This window comes from Nocardiopsis sp. L17-MgMaSL7, assembly GCF_003182025.1.
GTDB classification, from domain to species: domain Bacteria; phylum Actinomycetota; class Actinomycetes; order Streptosporangiales; family Streptosporangiaceae; genus Nocardiopsis; species Nocardiopsis prasina.
This window is the reverse complement of record NZ_QGTF01000018.1, coordinates 55,252-72,388: the sequence shown is the minus strand read 5'-3', so window position 1 is coordinate 72,388 and position 17,137 is coordinate 55,252. Positions and strand designations below refer to the sequence as shown.

The 17,137-nt window shown below is 64.8% G+C and carries 16 protein-coding genes; 10 read left to right on the top strand and 6 right to left on the bottom strand.

The window, feature by feature from the left end; all coding sequences use genetic code 11:
• Nucleotides 1-73 precede the first annotated feature (73 nt).
• From BDW27_RS24270 to pheA, 4 genes are read left to right on the top strand one after another with little or no spacing between them, the layout of a single operon-like run.
• Nucleotides 74-430, top strand: coding sequence for an STAS domain-containing protein (locus BDW27_RS24270; protein WP_193374276.1), 357 nt, complete (start codon nt 74-76; stop codon nt 428-430).
• Between the two features lie 4 nt (nt 431-434).
• Nucleotides 435-1,289, top strand: coding sequence for a glycosyltransferase (locus BDW27_RS24265; RefSeq protein WP_199560754.1), 855 nt, complete (start codon nt 435-437; stop codon nt 1,287-1,289).
• Nucleotides 1,290-1,325: 36 nt separating this feature from the next.
• A complete protein-coding gene (locus BDW27_RS24260; RefSeq protein ID WP_017546644.1) occupies nt 1,326-1,913 on the top strand; it encodes a DUF4446 family protein in 588 nt (195 codons plus the stop codon).
• A 37-nt stretch (nt 1,914-1,950) separates the two neighbouring features.
• The gene (gene pheA / locus BDW27_RS24255; RefSeq protein WP_017546645.1) at nt 1,951-2,898 is read left to right on the top strand and encodes a prephenate dehydratase; all 948 of its coding nucleotides are present in this window, start codon (nt 1,951-1,953) and stop codon (nt 2,896-2,898) included.
• 10 nt (nt 2,899-2,908) lie between these two features.
• On the opposite strand, the gene BDW27_RS24250 is transcribed toward pheA, so the two are convergent.
• A complete protein-coding gene (locus BDW27_RS24250; protein WP_110051924.1) occupies nt 2,909-3,175 on the bottom strand; it encodes a hypothetical protein in 267 nt (88 codons plus the stop codon).
• A 59-nt stretch (nt 3,176-3,234) separates the two neighbouring features.
• On the opposite strand from BDW27_RS24250, the gene serS reads away from it, so the two are divergent.
• A complete protein-coding gene (serS, locus tag BDW27_RS24245) occupies nt 3,235-4,515 on the top strand; it encodes a serine--tRNA ligase (protein ID WP_026129626.1) in 1,281 nt (426 codons plus the stop codon).
• Nucleotides 4,516-4,570: 55 nt separating this feature from the next.
• Here the strand turns inward: serS and BDW27_RS24240 are convergent, their stop codons facing one another.
• Both BDW27_RS24240 and BDW27_RS24235 read right to left on the bottom strand, forming a co-directional pair.
• Complete coding sequence (locus tag BDW27_RS24240; protein WP_017546648.1) at nt 4,571-5,119, bottom strand: bacterial proteasome activator family protein; 549 nt, start codon at nt 5,117-5,119, stop codon at nt 4,571-4,573.
• 33 nt (nt 5,120-5,152) lie between these two features.
• Nucleotides 5,153-6,127: an NAD(P)H-quinone oxidoreductase gene (locus tag BDW27_RS24235; RefSeq protein WP_110051923.1), complete on the bottom strand. Its 975-nt coding sequence runs from the start codon at nt 6,125-6,127 to the stop codon at nt 5,153-5,155.
• Between the two features lie 194 nt (nt 6,128-6,321).
• Between BDW27_RS24235 and BDW27_RS24230 the strand changes: the two genes are divergently transcribed.
• From BDW27_RS24230 to BDW27_RS24220, 3 genes are all read left to right on the top strand, one after another.
• Nucleotides 6,322-8,082 carry a MinD/ParA family protein gene (locus BDW27_RS24230; protein WP_110051921.1) on the top strand — a complete coding sequence of 587 codons (1,761 nt, stop codon included), beginning with the start codon at nt 6,322-6,324 and terminating at the stop codon, nt 8,080-8,082.
• A 78-nt stretch (nt 8,083-8,160) separates the two neighbouring features.
• The gene (locus BDW27_RS24225; RefSeq protein WP_110051919.1) at nt 8,161-9,078 is read left to right on the top strand and encodes a universal stress protein; all 918 of its coding nucleotides are present in this window, start codon (nt 8,161-8,163) and stop codon (nt 9,076-9,078) included.
• Between the two features lie 97 nt (nt 9,079-9,175).
• Nucleotides 9,176-10,108 carry a universal stress protein gene (locus tag BDW27_RS24220; protein ID WP_199560753.1) on the top strand — a complete coding sequence of 311 codons (933 nt, stop codon included), beginning with the start codon at nt 9,176-9,178 and terminating at the stop codon, nt 10,106-10,108.
• 30 nt (nt 10,109-10,138) lie between these two features.
• Here BDW27_RS24220 and BDW27_RS24215 read toward each other — a convergent pair whose 3' ends face one another.
• Together BDW27_RS24215 and BDW27_RS24210 are read right to left on the bottom strand one after the other, a co-directional pair.
• The gene (locus tag BDW27_RS24215; RefSeq protein ID WP_110051936.1) at nt 10,139-10,348 is read right to left on the bottom strand and encodes a hypothetical protein; all 210 of its coding nucleotides are present in this window, start codon (nt 10,346-10,348) and stop codon (nt 10,139-10,141) included.
• A 295-nt stretch (nt 10,349-10,643) separates the two neighbouring features.
• Entirely contained in the window at nt 10,644-10,856 is a 213-nt protein-coding gene (locus BDW27_RS24210; protein WP_110051917.1) for a hypothetical protein, read from the bottom strand.
• 793 nt (nt 10,857-11,649) lie between these two features.
• Between BDW27_RS24210 and BDW27_RS27180 the strand changes: the two genes are divergently transcribed.
• Nucleotides 11,650-15,552: an NACHT domain-containing NTPase gene (locus BDW27_RS27180; protein WP_146223299.1), complete on the top strand. Its 3,903-nt coding sequence runs from the start codon at nt 11,650-11,652 to the stop codon at nt 15,550-15,552.
• A gap of 54 nt (nt 15,553-15,606) precedes the next feature.
• Here the strand turns inward: BDW27_RS27180 and BDW27_RS24205 are convergent, their stop codons facing one another.
• Complete coding sequence (locus BDW27_RS24205) at nt 15,607-16,062, bottom strand: NUDIX hydrolase (protein ID WP_233515912.1); 456 nt, start codon at nt 16,060-16,062, stop codon at nt 15,607-15,609.
• Nucleotides 16,063-16,092: 30 nt separating this feature from the next.
• Between BDW27_RS24205 and BDW27_RS24200 the strand changes: the two genes are divergently transcribed.
• Nucleotides 16,093-16,872: a GntR family transcriptional regulator gene (locus BDW27_RS24200; protein WP_110051914.1), complete on the top strand. Its 780-nt coding sequence runs from the start codon at nt 16,093-16,095 to the stop codon at nt 16,870-16,872.
• The last annotated feature ends 265 nt before the right edge of the window (nt 16,873-17,137 follow it).

Below are 17,137 nucleotides of genomic sequence, written 5' to 3'. Positions count from 1 at the left end.
GGAACGTGACCGATGTAGCGAAACGCCGCCAACGAGGTGGCCTGGCCTTGGCGTGGACGCTACAGTCACGACCGTGGAGTTGAAGATATCAAGCCGATCTCAAGATGACGTCGCAGTGGTAACCGTGGGCGGTGAGATCGATCTGTACACGGCACCCCAGTTGCGCACTGAACTCGTCGAGTCCCTGGAGATGGGGGCGCGGCGCCTGGTCATCGACATGTCGAGGGCGGAGTTCTGCGACTCGACGGGGATCAGCGTCCTGCTCTCCGCCATGAAGCGCTCCCGTGACCGGGGCGGGGACCTTGAGCTCGTGGCGCCCAAGCCGGCGGTCATGAAGGTCCTCCAGGTCACCGGTCTGGACGAGGTCTTCGTGATCCATCCCGACGTCGACGCGTCGCCGGTGGCCGCGGGAACCGGTTCGGCGCAGTAGCCGGGTGTCCGTGGTACGAGGACGGCCCGAAGAGCCGACGGACGCGGCGGTCGCCGTGGTGATCGCCGCCAAGAACGAGGATGACCGCATCGGCGCCACCATCGTGGCCGCCCACACGCTGCCGGGTGTCGACCTGGTCGTGGTGGTCGACGACGGTTCCACCGACCGCACCGCGGACCTCGCCCTCGAGGCGGGGGCCAGGGTGCTCAGGCACGGCCGCAACCGGGGCAAGGGCGCCGCCATGGAGACGGGCGCCGAGGGTGTGCGCCTGATGGAGGAGCGCGAGGCGGCGGAGGGGGCCATCCGCGCCCCGCGCCACCTGCTCTTCCTCGACGCCGACCTCGGGGAGACCGCCAAGGACGCGGCGCCCCTGGTGGAGCCGGTGCTGGCGGGTACCTCGGACATGACCATCGCGCTGTTCCCGGCCACCCGGCTGCGACTGGGCGGGCACGGATTCGTGGTCCGCCTGGCCCGGGAGGGCGTGCGCAGGAGCACCGGGTGGGAGCCCGAGCAGCCGCTGAACGGACAGCGCTGCATGAGCCGTGCGGCCTTCGAAGCGGCGCGGCCCCTCGCCCCCGGGTTCGGGGTCGAGACCGGGCTGACCATCGACGTCCTGCACGCGGGCTTCCGCGTCATGGAGGTCGAGGTCCCGCTGGAGCACCGCGCGACCGGCACCGACCTGCGCGCCCAGCTGCACCGCGCGCACCAGTTCGTGGACGTCGCCCGTGCCCTGACCGCCCGTGAGCTGCGGCCGACACTGCGCCGGACCTGGCAGGGAGTGACGGCCAGGAGCAGCGGCGGCGGGCGTGAACACATCCGAAAAACCGGGCACATTACTCGCAAAAATCGCCAAGAGTGACCCCATGGGCGCGATGCGTAGGGATACGCTCGCGCTGTGTTCACTACCTTCATCGCATCCATCGCACTGTTCGCCGGGCTTGCCGGGCTCGCCCTCGGTGTGTACGCGCTGTACCGGACCCGCCAGGTCCGCAGTGAGTACCAGGTCCTGGCCCAACGCGCCCTCGCGGTCAACGCCTCGGGGGCCGACCCCAGGGCCGTCCGCGACGTGGCCGTCCTGCACTACGACGCCCTGGAGGAGATGTCGGGCGCCCGCTCCTTCTCCCTGGCCATGCTCAACAGCCACGGTGACGGAGTGGTCGTCACGTCCATCAACGGGCGTACCGAGACCCGCACCTACGCCAAGGCCGTCACCCGGGGCGAGGCCGACCACCTGCTCAGCCCCGAGGAGTACCGGGTGATCCGCTCGGCGCGCCTGGGCAACGGGATCGGGGCCACGCTGCCCGACCCCACCCCGGCCGAACCCGCCGGTCCGTCCGCCGACGAATCCGACGAGGGTGCGGAAGCCCTGGTCACGGTGGTGCGGGGGGCCGAGGGGAAGGAGAGCGGCGCCGAGGACGCCGACACCTCGCCCGAGGGCAGCGGAGGAACCCACGTTCCTCCGGCGCCCCGCCCGGAGAAGTGACCACCCGGGGTCACCGGCTGCGTATAGCCTGAGCAGTATGCCCAACCGTTACGCCTACCTCGGCCCTGAGGGCACCTTCACCGAAGCCGCCCTGCGCGATCTGCGTCCGGAAGCAACCGAAGAGGCACGCGTCCCGTGCGACGGTGTGGCGGCGGTCTTCGACGCGGTCCGAGCCGGGGTCGTGGACGGCGGGGTCGTTCCGCTGGAGAACTCGGTGGAGGGCGGGGTCACCGCCACCATCGCCGAACTCATCGACGGCGAGCCCCTGCTCATCACAGGGGAGACCGCCGTCCCGGTCGAGTTCGCTCTCTTCGTCCGGCCCGGAACCGTGCTGGAGGACGTCAAGCGGGTGGCCACCCACCCCCACGCCCTCGCTCAGTGCCGTGGCTGGCTCGCCCGCAACCTGCCCGAGGCCGACACCCACACCGTGTCCTCCACGGCCGCCGCCGCGCGCGCCGTGTCCGAGCCGGGAGCCCCCTACGACGCCGCCATCTGCGCGGTCATCGCGGGTGAGCGCTACGGGCTGAGGGCACTGGCCACCGGGGTGGGCGACCGCCCCGACGCCGCCACCCGCTTCGTCTACCTGTCCCGCGCCGGGGCGCTCCCCGAGCCCACCGGCGCCGACCGGACCTCACTGGTGGCCTTCATCGCCGACGACCACCCCGGAGCGCTCATCGAGGTGCTCAACCAGTTCGCGGTGCGCGGTGTGAACCTCACCCGCCTGGAGTCGCGCCCCACCGGTGACGGCCTCGGCAGCTACTGCTTCTGCATCGACGCCGAGGGGCACGTCGCCGAGGCGCGCGTCGGTGAGGCCCTCATGGGCATCCGCCGGGTCTGCCGGGACGTGCGCTTCCTGGGCAGCTACCCGCGCGGCGACCGGGACACCGAGATCACCCCGGCGATGCGCCCCCGCCCGGCCACCGACGCGGACTTCGCTGAGGCCGAACTCTGGCTCACCCGCGTGCGCGCGGGCGAGACAGGCTGAGCCGAACCCGTCAGGTGGCCTCGACGGGGGCGTTCGCGCCCTCCTCGAAGAGCCACTCCTCCGTTGCCGCCCGGCGCAGCTCCAGGTACAGCGCCAGCCTCAGCGCCGTGTCCTCCGGGCGCGCGTCGTCCAGGGCCTCCAGGGCACCGGAGAGTTCCTCGGTGGTCATCTCACCCAGCGGTTTCACGACTTCTCCCCCATCGTCGTCGGTGCCGCCCGGGGGCTCGCGCTCCCCGTTCGGTCCTTCGATGGAGAGACGGGGGCGGGGACGGTTCATGACGTGAGTGTCAGCAAAAGATGTGGGGCGCGGGTGGGGTGGGCGGTAACCTGCAAGACGTGATCGACCTTCGCGCTCTTCGAGAAGACCCCGAACGACTCCGTGCATCGCAGCGGGCCCGCGGTGAGGACCCCGCCGTGGCCGACCGGCTGCTCGAACTGGACTCCAGTCGGCGCTCCGCGCTGACCCGGTTCGAGACCCTGCGCGCCGAGCAGAAGAGCGTGGGCAAGTCCGTCTCCAAGGCCTCACCCGAGGAGCGCGAGGAGTTGCTGACCCGGGCCAAGGCCCTCTCGGCCGAGGTCAAGGAGGCCGAGGCTGAGGCGGGACGGCTCGGGGACGAGCTCGACGCCGTGCTGGCGCGCGTGCCGAACCTCGTCGAGGCGGGCGCCCCCGAGGGCGGCGTGGACGACTTCGTGGTGCTGGAGACCGTGGGCGAGCCCCGCGGGTTCGACTTCACCCCGCGCGACCACCTGGAGCTGGGAGAGATGCTCGGCGCCATCGACATGGAGCGCGGCGCCAAGGTCTCCGGCGCCCGGTTCTACTTCCTCACCGGTGTGGGTGCCCAGCTGGAGCTGGCCCTGCTCAACATGGCGATGAACCAGGCCATCGAGGCGGGCTTCACCGCGATGATCCCGCCGGTGCTGGTCAAGCCCGAGACCATGGAGGGCACCGGGTTCCTCGGTGAGCACTCCGACGAGGTCTACAACCTGCCCGCCGACGACCTCTACCTCGTGGGGACCTCCGAGGTGGCGCTGGCCGGGTATCACGGCGGCGAGATCCTGCCCGCCGACGCGCTGCCCAACCGCTACGTGGGCTGGTCGTCCTGCTTCCGCCGCGAGGCCGGGTCCTACGGCAAGGACACCCGGGGCATCATCCGCGTCCACCAGTTCAACAAGGTGGAGATGTTCGTCTACACCCGCCCGGAGCAGGCGCACGAGGAGCACAAGCGGCTCCTGGCCTGGGAGCGGGAGATGCTGGACAAGCTGGAGCTTCCCTACCGCGTGGTGGACATCGCGGGAGGCGACCTGGGCACCAGCGCCGCCCGCAAGTACGACTGCGAGGCGTGGGTCCCGACCCAGGAGACCTACCGCGAGCTGACCTCCACCTCGAACTGCACCGAGTTCCAGGCCCGGCGCCTCAACGTGCGCTACCGGGACGAGGACGGCAAGCCCCGCTTCGCCGCCACCCTGAACGGCACGCTGGCCACCACGCGGTGGATCGTCGCGATCCTGGAGAACCACCAGCGCGCGGACGGTTCCGTGGTGGTCCCCGAGGCCCTGCGCCCCTACCTGGGCAAGGACGTCCTCGAACCCGTCCAGGCCGCCAAGGGCAAGAAGTAGGCACGACGACGGAGCCCGCCCCTCACGTGAGGGGCGGGCTCCGTCGTGTTCGGCCCTACAGGTAGGGGCCGGACCCCATGTGCGGGTGGTCCTCCTGCGACTCCGCGCCGGGGCCCTGGGCCTGGAGCCCGGACACCCCCGGCGGAAGCGCCTTGCGCATGTTCTCCAGCTGCGCCCGGGCCGCCATCTGCTGGGCGAACAGGGTGGTCTGGATGCCGTGGAAGAGCCCCTCCAGCCAGCCCACCAGCTGGGCCTGGGCGATCCTCAGCTCGGCGTCGCTGGGCGCCGCGCCCTCGGCGAACGGCAGGGTCAGCCGCTCCAGCTCCTCGATGAGTTCGGGTGCGAGCCCGTCCTCCAGCTCCTTGATCGAGGAGGTGTGGATCTCCTTCAGCCGGGTGCGGCTGGCCTCGTCCAGCGGGGCCGCCTTCACCTCGTCGAGGAGCTGGCGGATCATGCTGCCGATCCGCATCACCTTGGCGGGCTGCTCCACCATGTCCGCGAGGGTGCGCGGCTCCCCGGAGCCGTCCTCGTCGCCGTTCCCGTGGCTGTCGTCGGTTCCGACCACCAGGACCTGCGGTTCCTTCTGGTCGTCTGCGTTGCTCATCGATCCCCTAGTTCGGCTGTGTCCGGCACGCTGTCAACGGGTGAGAAGGATCTTGCCTGTGTGCGCGCTCGATTCCAACACGCGGTGGGCCTCCGCCGCGTCCTCGATCGACAGTTCGCGGTCCACGACGGGGCGGATGGTTCCTTCCTCTACCAACGGCCAAACCTCCTCCAGTACTCCCGAGACGATGGCCGCCTTCTCCTCTGCCGGCCGGGAGCGCAGCGTGGTGGCCTGCACCGAGAGACGTTTGACCAGCATGCGGCCGAGGTCGATCTCGGAGGCGCCGCCGCCCATCAGCCCGATGATCACGAGGCGTCCGTTGGTGGCCAGTGAGCGCAGGTTCGCGTCCAGGTAGGAGCCGCCCATGATGTCGAGGATCAGGTCCGCGCCGCCCTCGGCCCGCAGGACCTCGGTGAAGTTCCCGGTGCGGTAGTTCACGGTGATCTCGGCGCCCAGTTCACGGCAGCGCTCCAGCTTCTCCTCACTGCCCGCGGTGACCGCCACACGGGCGCCCAGGGCCTTCGCGAACTGGACGGCGAACGTGCCCACGCCGCTGCCGCCGCCGTGGACGAGGACGGTCTGCCCGGCACGAAGCCCGCCCACCATCACGAGGTTTGACCACACGGTGCAGGCCACCTCGGGCAGCGCCGCCGCGTCGGTCAGACTCACCCCGCGTGGCACCGGCAGGAGCTGGCCGACCGGGACGGCGACCCTCTCGGCGTACCCGCCGCCGGTCAACAGGGCGCACACCCGGTCACCGACGGACCAGCCGGTCCCGGCCGTGCCGGGGCCGAGCTCGGCGATGGTGCCCGAGCACTCCAGGCCCGGGTACTCGGAGCCGCCGGGGGGCGGGGGGTAGACACCCTGGCGTTGGGCGACGTCCGCGCGGTTGACCGCGGTGGCCGCCACGTCCACCAGGACCTCGCCCTCCCGGACGACGGGATCGGGGACCTCGGACCAGGCCAGGACGTCGGGGCCGCCGGGTTCGGTGATTGTGATCGCGTGCATGGGGCCGACAGTACCCAGAGACGCGACCGAAGGGGAGGAGGGTTCCGCGCTGGAAGGGGGATCACTCTGTTCAGGGCGTCGAGGGGGATGCTTTTCTTGTTCAGCGCGGGTATGAGAACCCCGAGGGCCCCACCCCGGCAACCCCGACAGGGCCCTTCCTCCACAGCACATCCCCTCGACGCAGGAGAGCCCCGGTGGCACAGCAGGAACAGAACGGGTCAGGAGCCGAGCCGGAGCCGCACGAGCGCACGGAGTCGATCCGGCGCCGGACGGATGACGACGCGGCTGACTTCGCGGAGGAGGTCGAGGGCGCACCGGGTCCGTCCGCACCCACCCCCAGGGAACAGTGGTTCGGCGGGTTCGAGGGCGCGGCCCCGCCTCCGCCGCCGTACGCGCGCCTGCCCGAGGACACCCCGCCCCCGACCCCCGGTACCGCCTTCCGGGCACCGGCGCCGGAAGGGGGAGGGGACGACACCCCGGACGAGCCCGAGGAGCTGCCGAGCAACACGGTCCGGCTGCTGCCCGGCGCCCGGAACCGGCCGCCTTCAGGCCCGTGGCAGGAGGAGCGCCGTCCCCAGCGACCCCAGCGCCTCGGAGGTCCGGCGGGCGAGGAGAGGGACCCGCTGGCCCCGCGCAGGACGCCCGGCGACTCCGACGTCCCCGAGCCCGAACAGCTGCCGCCGCTGGAGGCCGAGCGCCCCGAACCCGCGGAACAGGAGCGCCCGGGTCCGTCGCCCTGGGCCGCCGGTCCCGGTCCCCTACCGCCCTCGCCGCCCGGCGCCGGGCAGGACCCCGGGTTCGCTGGTGCGGGTCGCACGGAGAACGCGGGCATCCAGAACCCCTGGGGCCTGCCCGGGCTCGGGGCGGCCTCCGTGGAACGCGCGGAGCCGCTGCCGGAACGCCCCGCGCCGCCCGCGTCCCTGACCGGCCCCCGCGACACCGGCCCCGGCAGCGGGCTGGGACCCGGCCCCAACCCCTGGAGCGGGAGCCAGGCGCCGGCCCGACCGCCCGCGCCCCACACCGACCAGGGGGAGACCTCCGACTCCCTCAGCGCGGCCACCCTCGTCCGCAACCGGCGCTACGGCCCCAGCAGCGGCTGGCGCAAGGCCGTGCACAACGCCAGCCTCGGCCTGATCAACCCGGGGGAGTCGCCCAAGGTGCTGCGTGAACGCGAGCTGGTCGCCCGCGCCTGCACCCCGGTCGCGTCCGGGCACCACAGGGTGGCGGTCCTCAGCCTCAAGGGCGGCGTCGGCAAGACCACCACCACGGTCGCCCTGGGCGCCACCCTGGCCTCCCTGCGCGGGGACCGGGTCCTCGCCGTGGACGCCAACCCCGACCGCGGCACGCTCTCGGACAAGGTGCGCCTGGAGACCGCGGCCACCATCCGGGACCTGCTCAACGAACGCCACCTGGTGTCGCGCTACGCCGACATCCGCGGCTTCACCTCCCAGGCGCCCAGCCGACTGGAGATCCTCGCCTCCGACCGCGACCCGGCGGTCTCCGAGGCGTTCAGCGACGCCGACTACCGCGAGGTGGCCCGGATCGTCGAGCACTTCTACTCCATCTGCATCACCGACTGCGGCACCGGACTCCTGCACGCCGCCATGCGCGGGGTGCTCGGCCTGGCCGACCAGGTGGTGCTGGTGAGCTCGGCCTCCGTGGACGGCGCGCGCAGCGCCAGCGCCACCCTCGACTGGCTGGACGCGCACGGCCACGGAGACCTCGTACGCGGCGCCGCCGTGGTGCTGTCCATGGTCCGCTCCAACAGCAAGAGCAGCGTGGACCTCAACCGACTGGAGGACCACTTCGCGGGACGCTGCCGGTCCGTCGTGCGCGTGCCCTGGGACGGACACCTGGAAGAGGGAGCCGAGGTCGACCTGGAACAGCTCGCCCCCGCGACCAGGGACGCGTACCTGCAACTGGCGGCCAGCGTGGGGGAGGCCTTCGCGCGCTGACGGGAGACGCGCGGGCCCTCCCTCGCGGGTTTCCCGCCGACCGGTCCCGACAATGAACAGTGAGGGGAAGAGGTGGACATGAACGCACAGGAACGCCCGCCAGCGGTCATTGCGGGGGTGGACGGCTCACCCATCGCCCGCGCGGCGCTGGCCTGGGCGACCGACACCGCCGGCAGATACGGGCGACAGCTCAGGATCGTGCACGGCCTCGGCCTGCCGACGGTGACGGGGACCTTCGTCGACTCCGCGACGGAGCGGTACGAAGCCGGGGAGGCTGCCCGGGAGGCCGGGCACGCGCTGCTCGCCGAGAGCGCCGAGTACGCCCGGAGCGCCCGACCCGACCTGGACGTGGCCACCGCGCTCTCCCCGGAGGAGGCCCCGGCGGTTCTGCTCCACGAGGCCCGACACGGCGACGTCATCGTCGTCGGTTCCCGAGGGCTGGGCGCGGTCCGGGCGATCATGCTCGGCTCGGTGAGCCAGCACACCTCCTCCCACGCCCCCTGCCCGGTGGTGGTCGTCCCGGAACCGGCCCCGGAGCGCCCGCGGAACACGGTGGTGGTCGGGGTGGACGGCTCGGAGTCCTCACGCCGGGCGCTGCGCTTCGCCCTGGAGCACGCGCTGGTCACGGACGCCGAGGTCGTGGTGGTCAACAGCTGGGAGGTGCCGCTCCCGGAGGATCCGGACTCTCTCTCGGCCGACACGCAGTCACTGCACGAGGAGATGTTCGACCGCCAGTCCGAGGAGGTGGTCGCGGGGGTGCTGGCGGAGGTGATCGACGACCGGACCCAGGCAGTGGAGATCAGCGCCGTGCGGATGCAGGCCGACCCGGTGGACGCCCTCCTCGAGGCCGGTGGGCGGGCCGACCTCATCGTGGTGGGCTCCCGTGGGCGCGGAGGTGTGCGGGGCCTGGTCATGGGCTCCACCAGCCAGGGGGTGCTGAGCCGGGCGCGCGGCCCCGTGGCGGTGCTGCCGCCGCACTCCGACGAGGAGGACTGACACAGACGGGCCCGTTTTCCCTGTGCCGTTCACGTGTGTTCGTGCTGGACTCGGTGATGATGATGGGTAGAGGGAGAACTCGTCTCAAGGGGGAACCATGTCAGGCGAACGACAACGTCCCAGCAGGGTGGTTGTGGGCGCGGACGGATCGGACCACTCGCGGGCGGCCCTCGAATGGGCGGCGGCCGAGGCCGCGCGCCGGGACGTCGAGCTGCACGTCGTGTACGCACTCGGGATGCCACTGATCGTGTCCGCCTACGGGGGACCGACCCGCTTCGAGCCTTCCGACGAGATCTCGGGGCAGGCCACCACGATCCTCTCTGAGGCCATCGACCTGGTCCGCAAGGAACACCCGTCCGTGAGGGTGGAGACGTTCACGGCTCTGGAGGAACCGCCGCTGGCGTTGATCCGGGACAGCCACCCGCACGACCTCATCGTGCTGGGTACCCGCGGCCTCGGGGCGTTCGCCTCGATGTTCGTGGGCTCCGTGAGCGTCCGGGTGTCCGCGCAGGCCCCGTGCCCCGTCGTGGTGGTCCCCACCGGGCCCAAGGGGAAGCCCGCGACCACGAAGCTGGACCGGATCGTCGTGGGCGTCGACGGGTCGAACCCCTCCCGGCGCGCCCTCGGACTCGCCGTGAACCTGGCGGCCGAGACCGACGGTGAGCTGGTCGTGGTCAACAGCTGGGAGGTCCCCTACCCGTACGACCCGATCGCGATGACGGCGGCGGGCCACCAGCCGCAGGAGAACATCTTCGAGAGGCAGTCCGAGGAGCTCGTCGCCGAGCTGCTGGCCGAGGCCATGGACGAGCAGCGAGAGGACGTGAACATCGAGGTCACCGTGGTGCGGACCCAGTCAGGGCCCGTCGACGCGATCCTGGAGGCCGCCGAGGGGGCCGACGCCATCGTCGTGGGGTCCCGTGGCCGCGGCACCATCCGAGGTCTGCTCCTGGGCTCCGTGAGCCAGGGCGTGCTGCACCACGCGAAGATCCCCGTGGTGGTGCTGCCCAAGCACGCCGACGAGGAGAACTAGCGAAGGGGCGGCCCGAGGGCCGCCCCGTGCCTAGCTCCCCAGCTCCGACCTGCTGCGGGATCCGCCGCTGGCCAGGACCCAGACGCCGCTCACCACGAACGGCGCCAGGACGAAGAAGTAGACGGTCCACGACCCTCCGAGGGTGGGGACCAGCACCGCCAGGGCGCCGGCCGCGAAGACGATCCCGAGGGTGATCCACAGGACCTTCTGTCTCCAGGGGGCTTTTCCGATCGTCCTCACCTCGAACTTCCGTGGATGGCTGCGGACCAGTGTCGAACCGGTCACTCTCCGGCATACCGAACCAGAGCCGCCCCAAACCCCCGGTGGCGATCTGTCGACAAAGCGACAGGTCCCAGCCGTGACCACCGGGTGCTCGATCGCTCGCTTCCCTCAGGCCTTCCGGTGTGAGCCTGTTCGAGGGGTCTTCGAAGGGTCGTCGTGCCGGAAGCGGTGCATGTAGACGACGCCCGTCACCGTGAAGCAAGGACCGCGCTGACAGCCGTCCGCCTCGGCAGGACTTCCCGATGCCCTCCCGTCATCGTTCGTCCGTCTCCCGCGCTTCCGGGGCTATCGCTCTCTTGACGACCAGGGGAGCGCCGATACCGCACACGACACCGACGATCGTTCCAATGACCCACGGTGGTGGGGAGAACATCCAGCCGATCAGGACGCCGACGGTGACAGCCACCGCCACGAGAAGCACCATCGAAGCTCCCGGCGAGGTGAGCCAGCGGGGGAGGTCGGTCATCTGAGTCCTTGGGGATCGGGGGCGGCCGCTACTCAGGGTTTACCGCGCCCGAAACCGGTCAAACGCGGACCAGGTCGGCGGCAGGTCTGACCAGCTGAGCACCTGGGGCTCTGGAACTCGGAACGACGAAGGCCGGTGGCCCTGGTCCTGTGCGGACCCGGATCACCGGCCTTCTCTTCTGCGGAGGGTATGGGATTTGAACCCATGAAGCCCCCTTGCACCGGGGGACCCTAACCACCTGTCGACAAACCGAAGAATCGCCTTGCGACCTGGGCTGATGTTCCGGGGTTCTCCCAGCGCTTCCGGAGCCCTCTCGGAGTTATGTGCACTGAATGTGCATCGCGGGGACGTGTGTGCCGGGGCCGTGATAGGGCAGAGAAAGCCGCGCCGGTACCCGAGGAAACAGCAACCACGGGTTCGGTCCCGCGTGGGTTCTGGCGCGATCGGCCTGGGCTCCTGCACGTCTGGTGTTGCGCCAGGGTCCGCGTGGGTTCGGGGGGTCCATGGGGGCGCGAGCCACCTGGTACTGCCGGTGCTCCGCCACGGGGTCACTGATGTTGCCATCAAGCGTTGGGACCAAATGCCCTGACAGAACCCTGTGCTCTGGGTCACCATGGCCTTCTCGGTCAGTTCTGGTCCCCGCTCAGTCTCGGACCTGTCCGAGAGGTGTCATTGGCGTGCGCTCGGGACCGGGCGTCAGCCCGCAGCCCGAGCGGAGGTCGCTGGTCGCCGCGACGGCGCTCGCGCCGTCGCCTTGATCACATACAGCACACTTCGGCAGAAAGGATTCGTTATGAGATACGAGCTTGGCCGACTCGGCCCTAAAGAATTTGAGAACCTCTCCCAGACGCTCTTCGTCGGAGAATGTGGGCTCGGGGCCAAAGTCTATGGCACGGGAAGGGATGGAGGAAGAGAGGCAACGTATACGGGCGAGGTGGAACTAGAAGGGGCCAAAGGAAGCTGGGACGGATATTGCATTCTGCAAGCCAAGTTTAAGGAAGTGATTGAAGACTCGAGGAAGAACGTTGACTGGCTGAAAGGCCAGATCTCCAAGGAGATAGCAGATTGGAAAGAGCGGCCCACCAAAAAGCCTGACTATCTTGTCTTTTCTGTGAACATTCCTCTAACTCCAGTTTCCGAAGTTGGAGGAATGGATGAGATTGACGCCCACATAAACGATCTCCAGAAGAAGTATGGAATACCGAAAAAAGGGTGGTCTGTTTGGCATCAGGAGATGATCTACCGACTACTTGATAAAAATACCGATATCAGGACGTCCTATGGATCTTGGGTTCTTCCTGGAGATGTTCTCGCAAAAGTACTCGAACAGCCAAGGAAAAAGGCTAAAGAGGTGTCTAAGGCGCTGAGGCTTCACGTGTCTAAAGAACTAGTTCAGCAGAGGTTCGTGAATCTGGACCAAGCCGGGTCCGCCAGTGACAATAAAATATCTCTTAGTCAAGTCTTCTTCGATCCACCTTTTCATAAACACGGGATAACAGGGGGTACTACGCTGGATCTTTTGATTGATAAGGCAAATCAATGGTCCTTGAGAAAGGCGCCTGAGACCGATCCGAAAACTGGAAACTTTGTTCTTATCGGAGGTCCGGGTCAGGGTAAGAGTACGGTGACTCAATTTATGTGTCAGTACTATAGGGCATCTTTCCTGAAAGAAATATCGGAGAAAATATCCGATATCGACTTCAATGCAAAGACGGTCATGCGGGAGCTGGAGAAAACGCGTTCAGAGAATGATATACCAAAGATCGCGACACCTCGATTTCCAGTTAATGTACCCTTGACGAGACTTGCTGATTCCCTGGCCCGAGAAGAGGTTAATTCAGTACTCGGATATCTCTCTAGGGAGATAGCAATCAGATCAGAGATCACCGTCGAAGTGGGGGATTTGCGAGATTTTATGTCTAGTGTCCCGTGGCTATTGGTCCTTGATGGCCTGGATGAAGTTCCAGTCTCTAGCAATAGAAAGCAGGTGATCGAGGCGATCAATGACTTCCTGCTCGAAGTCACAGAAGCAAGCGGTGATGTATTCATCGTTGCTACAACACGGCCACAGGGATATACTGAAGAGTTTTCACCAGATTTCTATGAGCATATTGATCTTGCTCCCCTAGATGAGGTGCAAGCAATCTCTTATGGCGAAAAACTCGCGCTCGTCAGACACGGAGATGAAAATGACAGGGCAGAACGACTGACCGAAAGGCTTAGGCGAGCCGCAAAGGTAAGCACTACCTCACGGCTTATGACGTCGCCACTGCAAGTGACAATTATGGCTGTACTGCTCGACCGAGTAGGGCAGGCACCGAAAGACCGGTACAGTCTGTTCGCTGACTACTATCGAGTAATCTACGAGCGCGAGCTGGAGAAGGAAGGCCATTCGAGTCATCTTCTTCGGAACCATCAGAATGACATCAAGGCTATTCATTCTGATATCGGAGTTCTTCTTCAGACGAAGGGGGAGAGCTCGGGAGACACTTATTCGAGCTTGACTCTTTCAGAGGTCAGGGATCTCGTCGAAAATAGGCTTCAAAGTGAGGGCCACGAAGGTATTGAACTGGAAAAACTAGCATCCCAGATGATCACTGCGTCGACCGATCGACTAGTTTTCATCGTCCAGCTTCGCCAAAATGAGTTCGGTTTCGAGATCCGCTCTCTTCAAGAATTTTTGGCTGCTTGCGGGATCGTAGACGGCTCAGACGAAGAAATCTCTATTCGACTGAATAAGATAGCTTACAGTTCTTACTGGAGAAACGTCCTCCTCTTTTCGTTGGGCTACATATTCGCAGAGCGTCGTTCTCTTAGAGATGTGGCGACTTCAATTCTTTCGGTAGCAGACGTGCATGAAGGACACGACGGCAGCAGGTCCCTTCTTAAGCTTGGGTCTAGCCTTGCTGCTGAGACCATATTGGATGGAATGGAGCGAGCGCCAAAGTACCATGGAATTTTCTTGCATAAAGCCGTTGATACATTGCAACTACCGCCTTGCGAGATAAATAAAGATATCTCAAGAATCTTTGGTGATAAAGATTGTAGTCTGCAAGAAGAGTTGGTGCGCGATTACCTGATCGGACGCGGCGGAACTAACACGATGGCGCTTTTGTCATTCTTACATGGTCGTGTATCTGATGGTGATCGGAATGCTAAAGAACAGCTCGACTTGGTCCGAAGTAAGATGAGTAGTGATGAGAGAAAGAGTGCCGTCAAGTCCGCGGCACGCCTGGGTGAATTGGGTGTTATAGAAGCCTTTTGCGGCGATTTGATCAGCGCCCCAATTCCTTTCCTCTGCGAGGTGTCTGAAGACTCAATAATTGGGCGGGCGAGAAACTTTCTCATTCATCATTCGAGAGGGTATCGTGATGTCCAGGGTGTATTTTCTAAATTCATTTTTGGTAGTGCCATTAATTTTGAAAACGGGATCGTGAGAATCCGGATCTCAGATACTGCGACCTTGCTCCAGGCTGTTCCGGTGAAGCGAAATAGCGACCTAGATGGCATGGACCATTCGATGTTCCCTGAAGATCACTGGTTTCCCCAAGTCATGCGGTTTATAGAAAGTCCGACCGCTGCTTCTCTTGGGGATTTCATTGAGTACTCCAAGCGACTTCAGATATTCGCTCAAGAAGATGTCGTGAGGTTCTTCGTTCACAGGGTTCCGTGGCCTCTAGCATATGCCATATTGAACCATGATTCTATTGATGTGAATGAAATTAGGGATGGTAAATATGGAGACCTAGACGACTGGCTAGCTCTTGAAGAAAGGTGGACCAAAGAGAGCTTTGATTCTTCTGTCAGCTTCTTTTTTGAAGATTGGGTTAGTCAAAGGTCAGCCTTTCTCCCCATCGCTATTTCTGAGGATGTTATTTCCGTTGGTTTTGACTCTACTAAAGAGCGGGCCAAGGCAGTAAAAGAGTTCTTTCTTCATGTACATAATATTTCCTCGTCGATTCATGATCGAAGTGAACGGTCTAATCTTTGCGCTTTGGCATTGTGTCATTTTGTGGACACTTTTCCTTACGCGCACCTCGGTCGAGAGAAGAGAGATCGAAAAATCGATTACTCGCCTTTCATGATTGAGAACCGTAGGAAGTTCATCGAACTTACTAGGACTTGTCTTCAATTCGCGAGTTCACCAGTGTATCTTCCCTGGATGGGTTTGTATCCGGAAGTTGGAGAGATTGCCGACTTCATCGAGAATGAGGTATTGACCAACGACTTCGCTTCCGTATCTCCTTCTTTGAGTTGGATAGATTTTTGGATCGAAAACCCTAGCTATTTCAGGATGGGTATAAGCGCAGCTTTTCTGTATTCGCGAGTCGTTTTTTCGGATTATCAGAAAGATCGAATCAGGGCTATCTGGCTCGGGGTCTATAAGGGGGCTGTGATTAGTCCCGAGAAGGCGGCATGTGCGCTCATCTATATTTATGCCCGAGACTTTGAGTATGATGTCGAAGAAATGGGCGAATGCATTAGATTCTTGATAAGGAGGGATTTTGTGTCGATTGATGCTCTGGCTTCATCTCTTCCTTTGAATGGCGTTGGCAGGAGTAGGGCACTCTACGTTTCCCTGGTCGATTTGTTCTGTAATTCTGACCTGGCCTTCAGTGATTTCCATGACAGGCTTTCTGCGGAGATCTTGGCCACGCCCACCGGGGTTTTTTTCTCGGAACTTCGGAGTTTTTGATGGTGATGCTGGCTGTGAGTAAAGAGATCTGGTTTAGATCACGCTCGGGTGTTCTTATCGGTTCGGGGAGAGTTGTTTTCCGTTGTGGGATCGAACAGAAGGGGCGCTCGCTTCGAGAGCATCCAGGAGGCGAACAGCGTATACTTCGACCATATGTGCTTTGATCTCGTCGGTTGTGAGCCAGCTGACGGCGCTTGCCTCGGTTGTGGGGTGTGATTCGCCGGTCAACTGTTTGCAGCGGAAGACCAGGGCGACGATTCCGCGGGTCATGTTTTTGTAGACACCTGTAAGCTGCTCCACCTCGACGTGGATACCGGTCTCCTCCAGGACCTCGCGAACAACACCCTCCTGCGGGGTCTCGTCCAACTCCAGAACTCCGCCGGGTAGCTCCCAATTGCCGTTGTCCCTGCGCTTGATCACCAGCATCCGTCCGTCTTCACGGATGACCGCTCCTGCGACGGACACGGAGTGCAGCGGCGTTGACGGCTTGTCTCCTGTGCTGTTACTCATATATATGAGCATAGGAGGCATAGAAGGACTATGGCGAGCACTGTAGGGGCGCGGTCTGCGAAGCCCCGGTATCTCCAGATCGCGGACGACATCGAGGAGCAGATCAGGGGTGGGGCTCTGGCTCCTGCTGAGGAGATTCCGAGTGAGACCGCACTGATTGAGCGCTACGGCGTCTCGTCGGGCACTGTCCGCAAGGCGGTTGCTCAGCTCCGGGCTATCGGGCTCGTGGAGACCCACCAGGGCAAGGGCTCCTTCGTGAAGTCGCGTCGTCTGGTGACCCGCAAGTCGTCGGACCGCTTTCGGCGTTCGCACCGTCGCGCGGGGAAAGCCGCCTACATCGCGGAGACCGAACAGGCTGGGGTCAAACCCACCGTCCAGGTAATCTCCATCGGTCCCGTTCTCGCTCCTGCTGGTATCGCTGAGCGCCTGGGCGTGAATGAGGGAGACAAGGTGCTCGCCCGTCGGCGGCTCTACTTCTCCGATGGCACACCCACCGAGGAAGCCACGTCCTACCTGCCGTGGGACGTAGGGCGGGACATCCCCGAACTCTTCGAGGAGAACCCTGGTGGTGGTGGCATCTACGCCCGTCTGGAGGAACACGGGCACGAGTTCGCGGAGTACACCGAGACTGTCCGGGCTCGGCTGGCCACCAAACAGGAGTCGAGTGCACTCGCGCTGAGCCCTGGCGCTCCGGTGATCCACCTGACTCGTAACGCTGTGACGGAGGTCGGACGCGTGGTGGAGGTGTGCGACACGATCATGGCCGCTGATCAGTTCGTGCTCGACTACAGGATTCCGGCCACCGACTGACGTAGGCGGCCGGTGGTGAAGCTGATCAGGGACTTCACCGAACAGGGTTGACTCATGTACATGAGTGGGGCACCCTTATGGCACTACTTATACACATGGGTGCATGGGTTGTTCTCATGCATATGGGTTGGGTCTTGGATGCGCGGTGCCTCTCTGCTCAAGCGGTGCGGGTGCCTCCGGTTCACGGGAGCGTGGTTGGTGGATGCAGTCACAGCCTCGAAGAGGTGCAAGTCCTGTCGAGGGCGGGGGCACAAGACCGTCCGTT

Excerpts from the sequence above, each read along its gene's own strand:
- BDW27_RS24225 (WP_110051919.1), top strand. The coding sequence starts at position 8,161 with ATGAACGCACAGGAACGCCCGCCAGCGGTCATTGCGGGGGTGGACGGC.
- BDW27_RS24250 (WP_110051924.1), bottom strand. The coding sequence starts at position 3,175 with ATGAACCGTCCCCGCCCCCGTCTCTCCATCGAAGGACCGAACGGGGAG.
- BDW27_RS24210 (WP_110051917.1), bottom strand. The coding sequence starts at position 10,856 with ATGACCGACCTCCCCCGCTGGCTCACCTCGCCGGGAGCTTCGATGGTG.
- BDW27_RS24200 (WP_110051914.1), top strand. The coding sequence starts at position 16,093 with ATGGCGAGCACTGTAGGGGCGCGGTCTGCGAAGCCCCGGTATCTCCAG.
- pheA (WP_017546645.1), top strand. The coding sequence starts at position 1,951 with ATGCCCAACCGTTACGCCTACCTCGGCCCTGAGGGCACCTTCACCGAA.
- BDW27_RS24235 (WP_110051923.1), bottom strand. The coding sequence starts at position 6,127 with ATGCACGCGATCACAATCACCGAACCCGGCGGCCCCGACGTCCTGGCC.
- BDW27_RS24240 (WP_017546648.1), bottom strand. The coding sequence starts at position 5,119 with ATGAGCAACGCAGACGACCAGAAGGAACCGCAGGTCCTGGTGGTCGGA.
- BDW27_RS24220 (WP_199560753.1), top strand. The coding sequence starts at position 9,176 with ATGTCAGGCGAACGACAACGTCCCAGCAGGGTGGTTGTGGGCGCGGAC.
- BDW27_RS27180 (WP_146223299.1), top strand. The coding sequence starts at position 11,650 with ATGAGATACGAGCTTGGCCGACTCGGCCCTAAAGAATTTGAGAACCTC.
- BDW27_RS24205 (WP_233515912.1), bottom strand. The coding sequence starts at position 16,062 with ATGAGTAACAGCACAGGAGACAAGCCGTCAACGCCGCTGCACTCCGTG.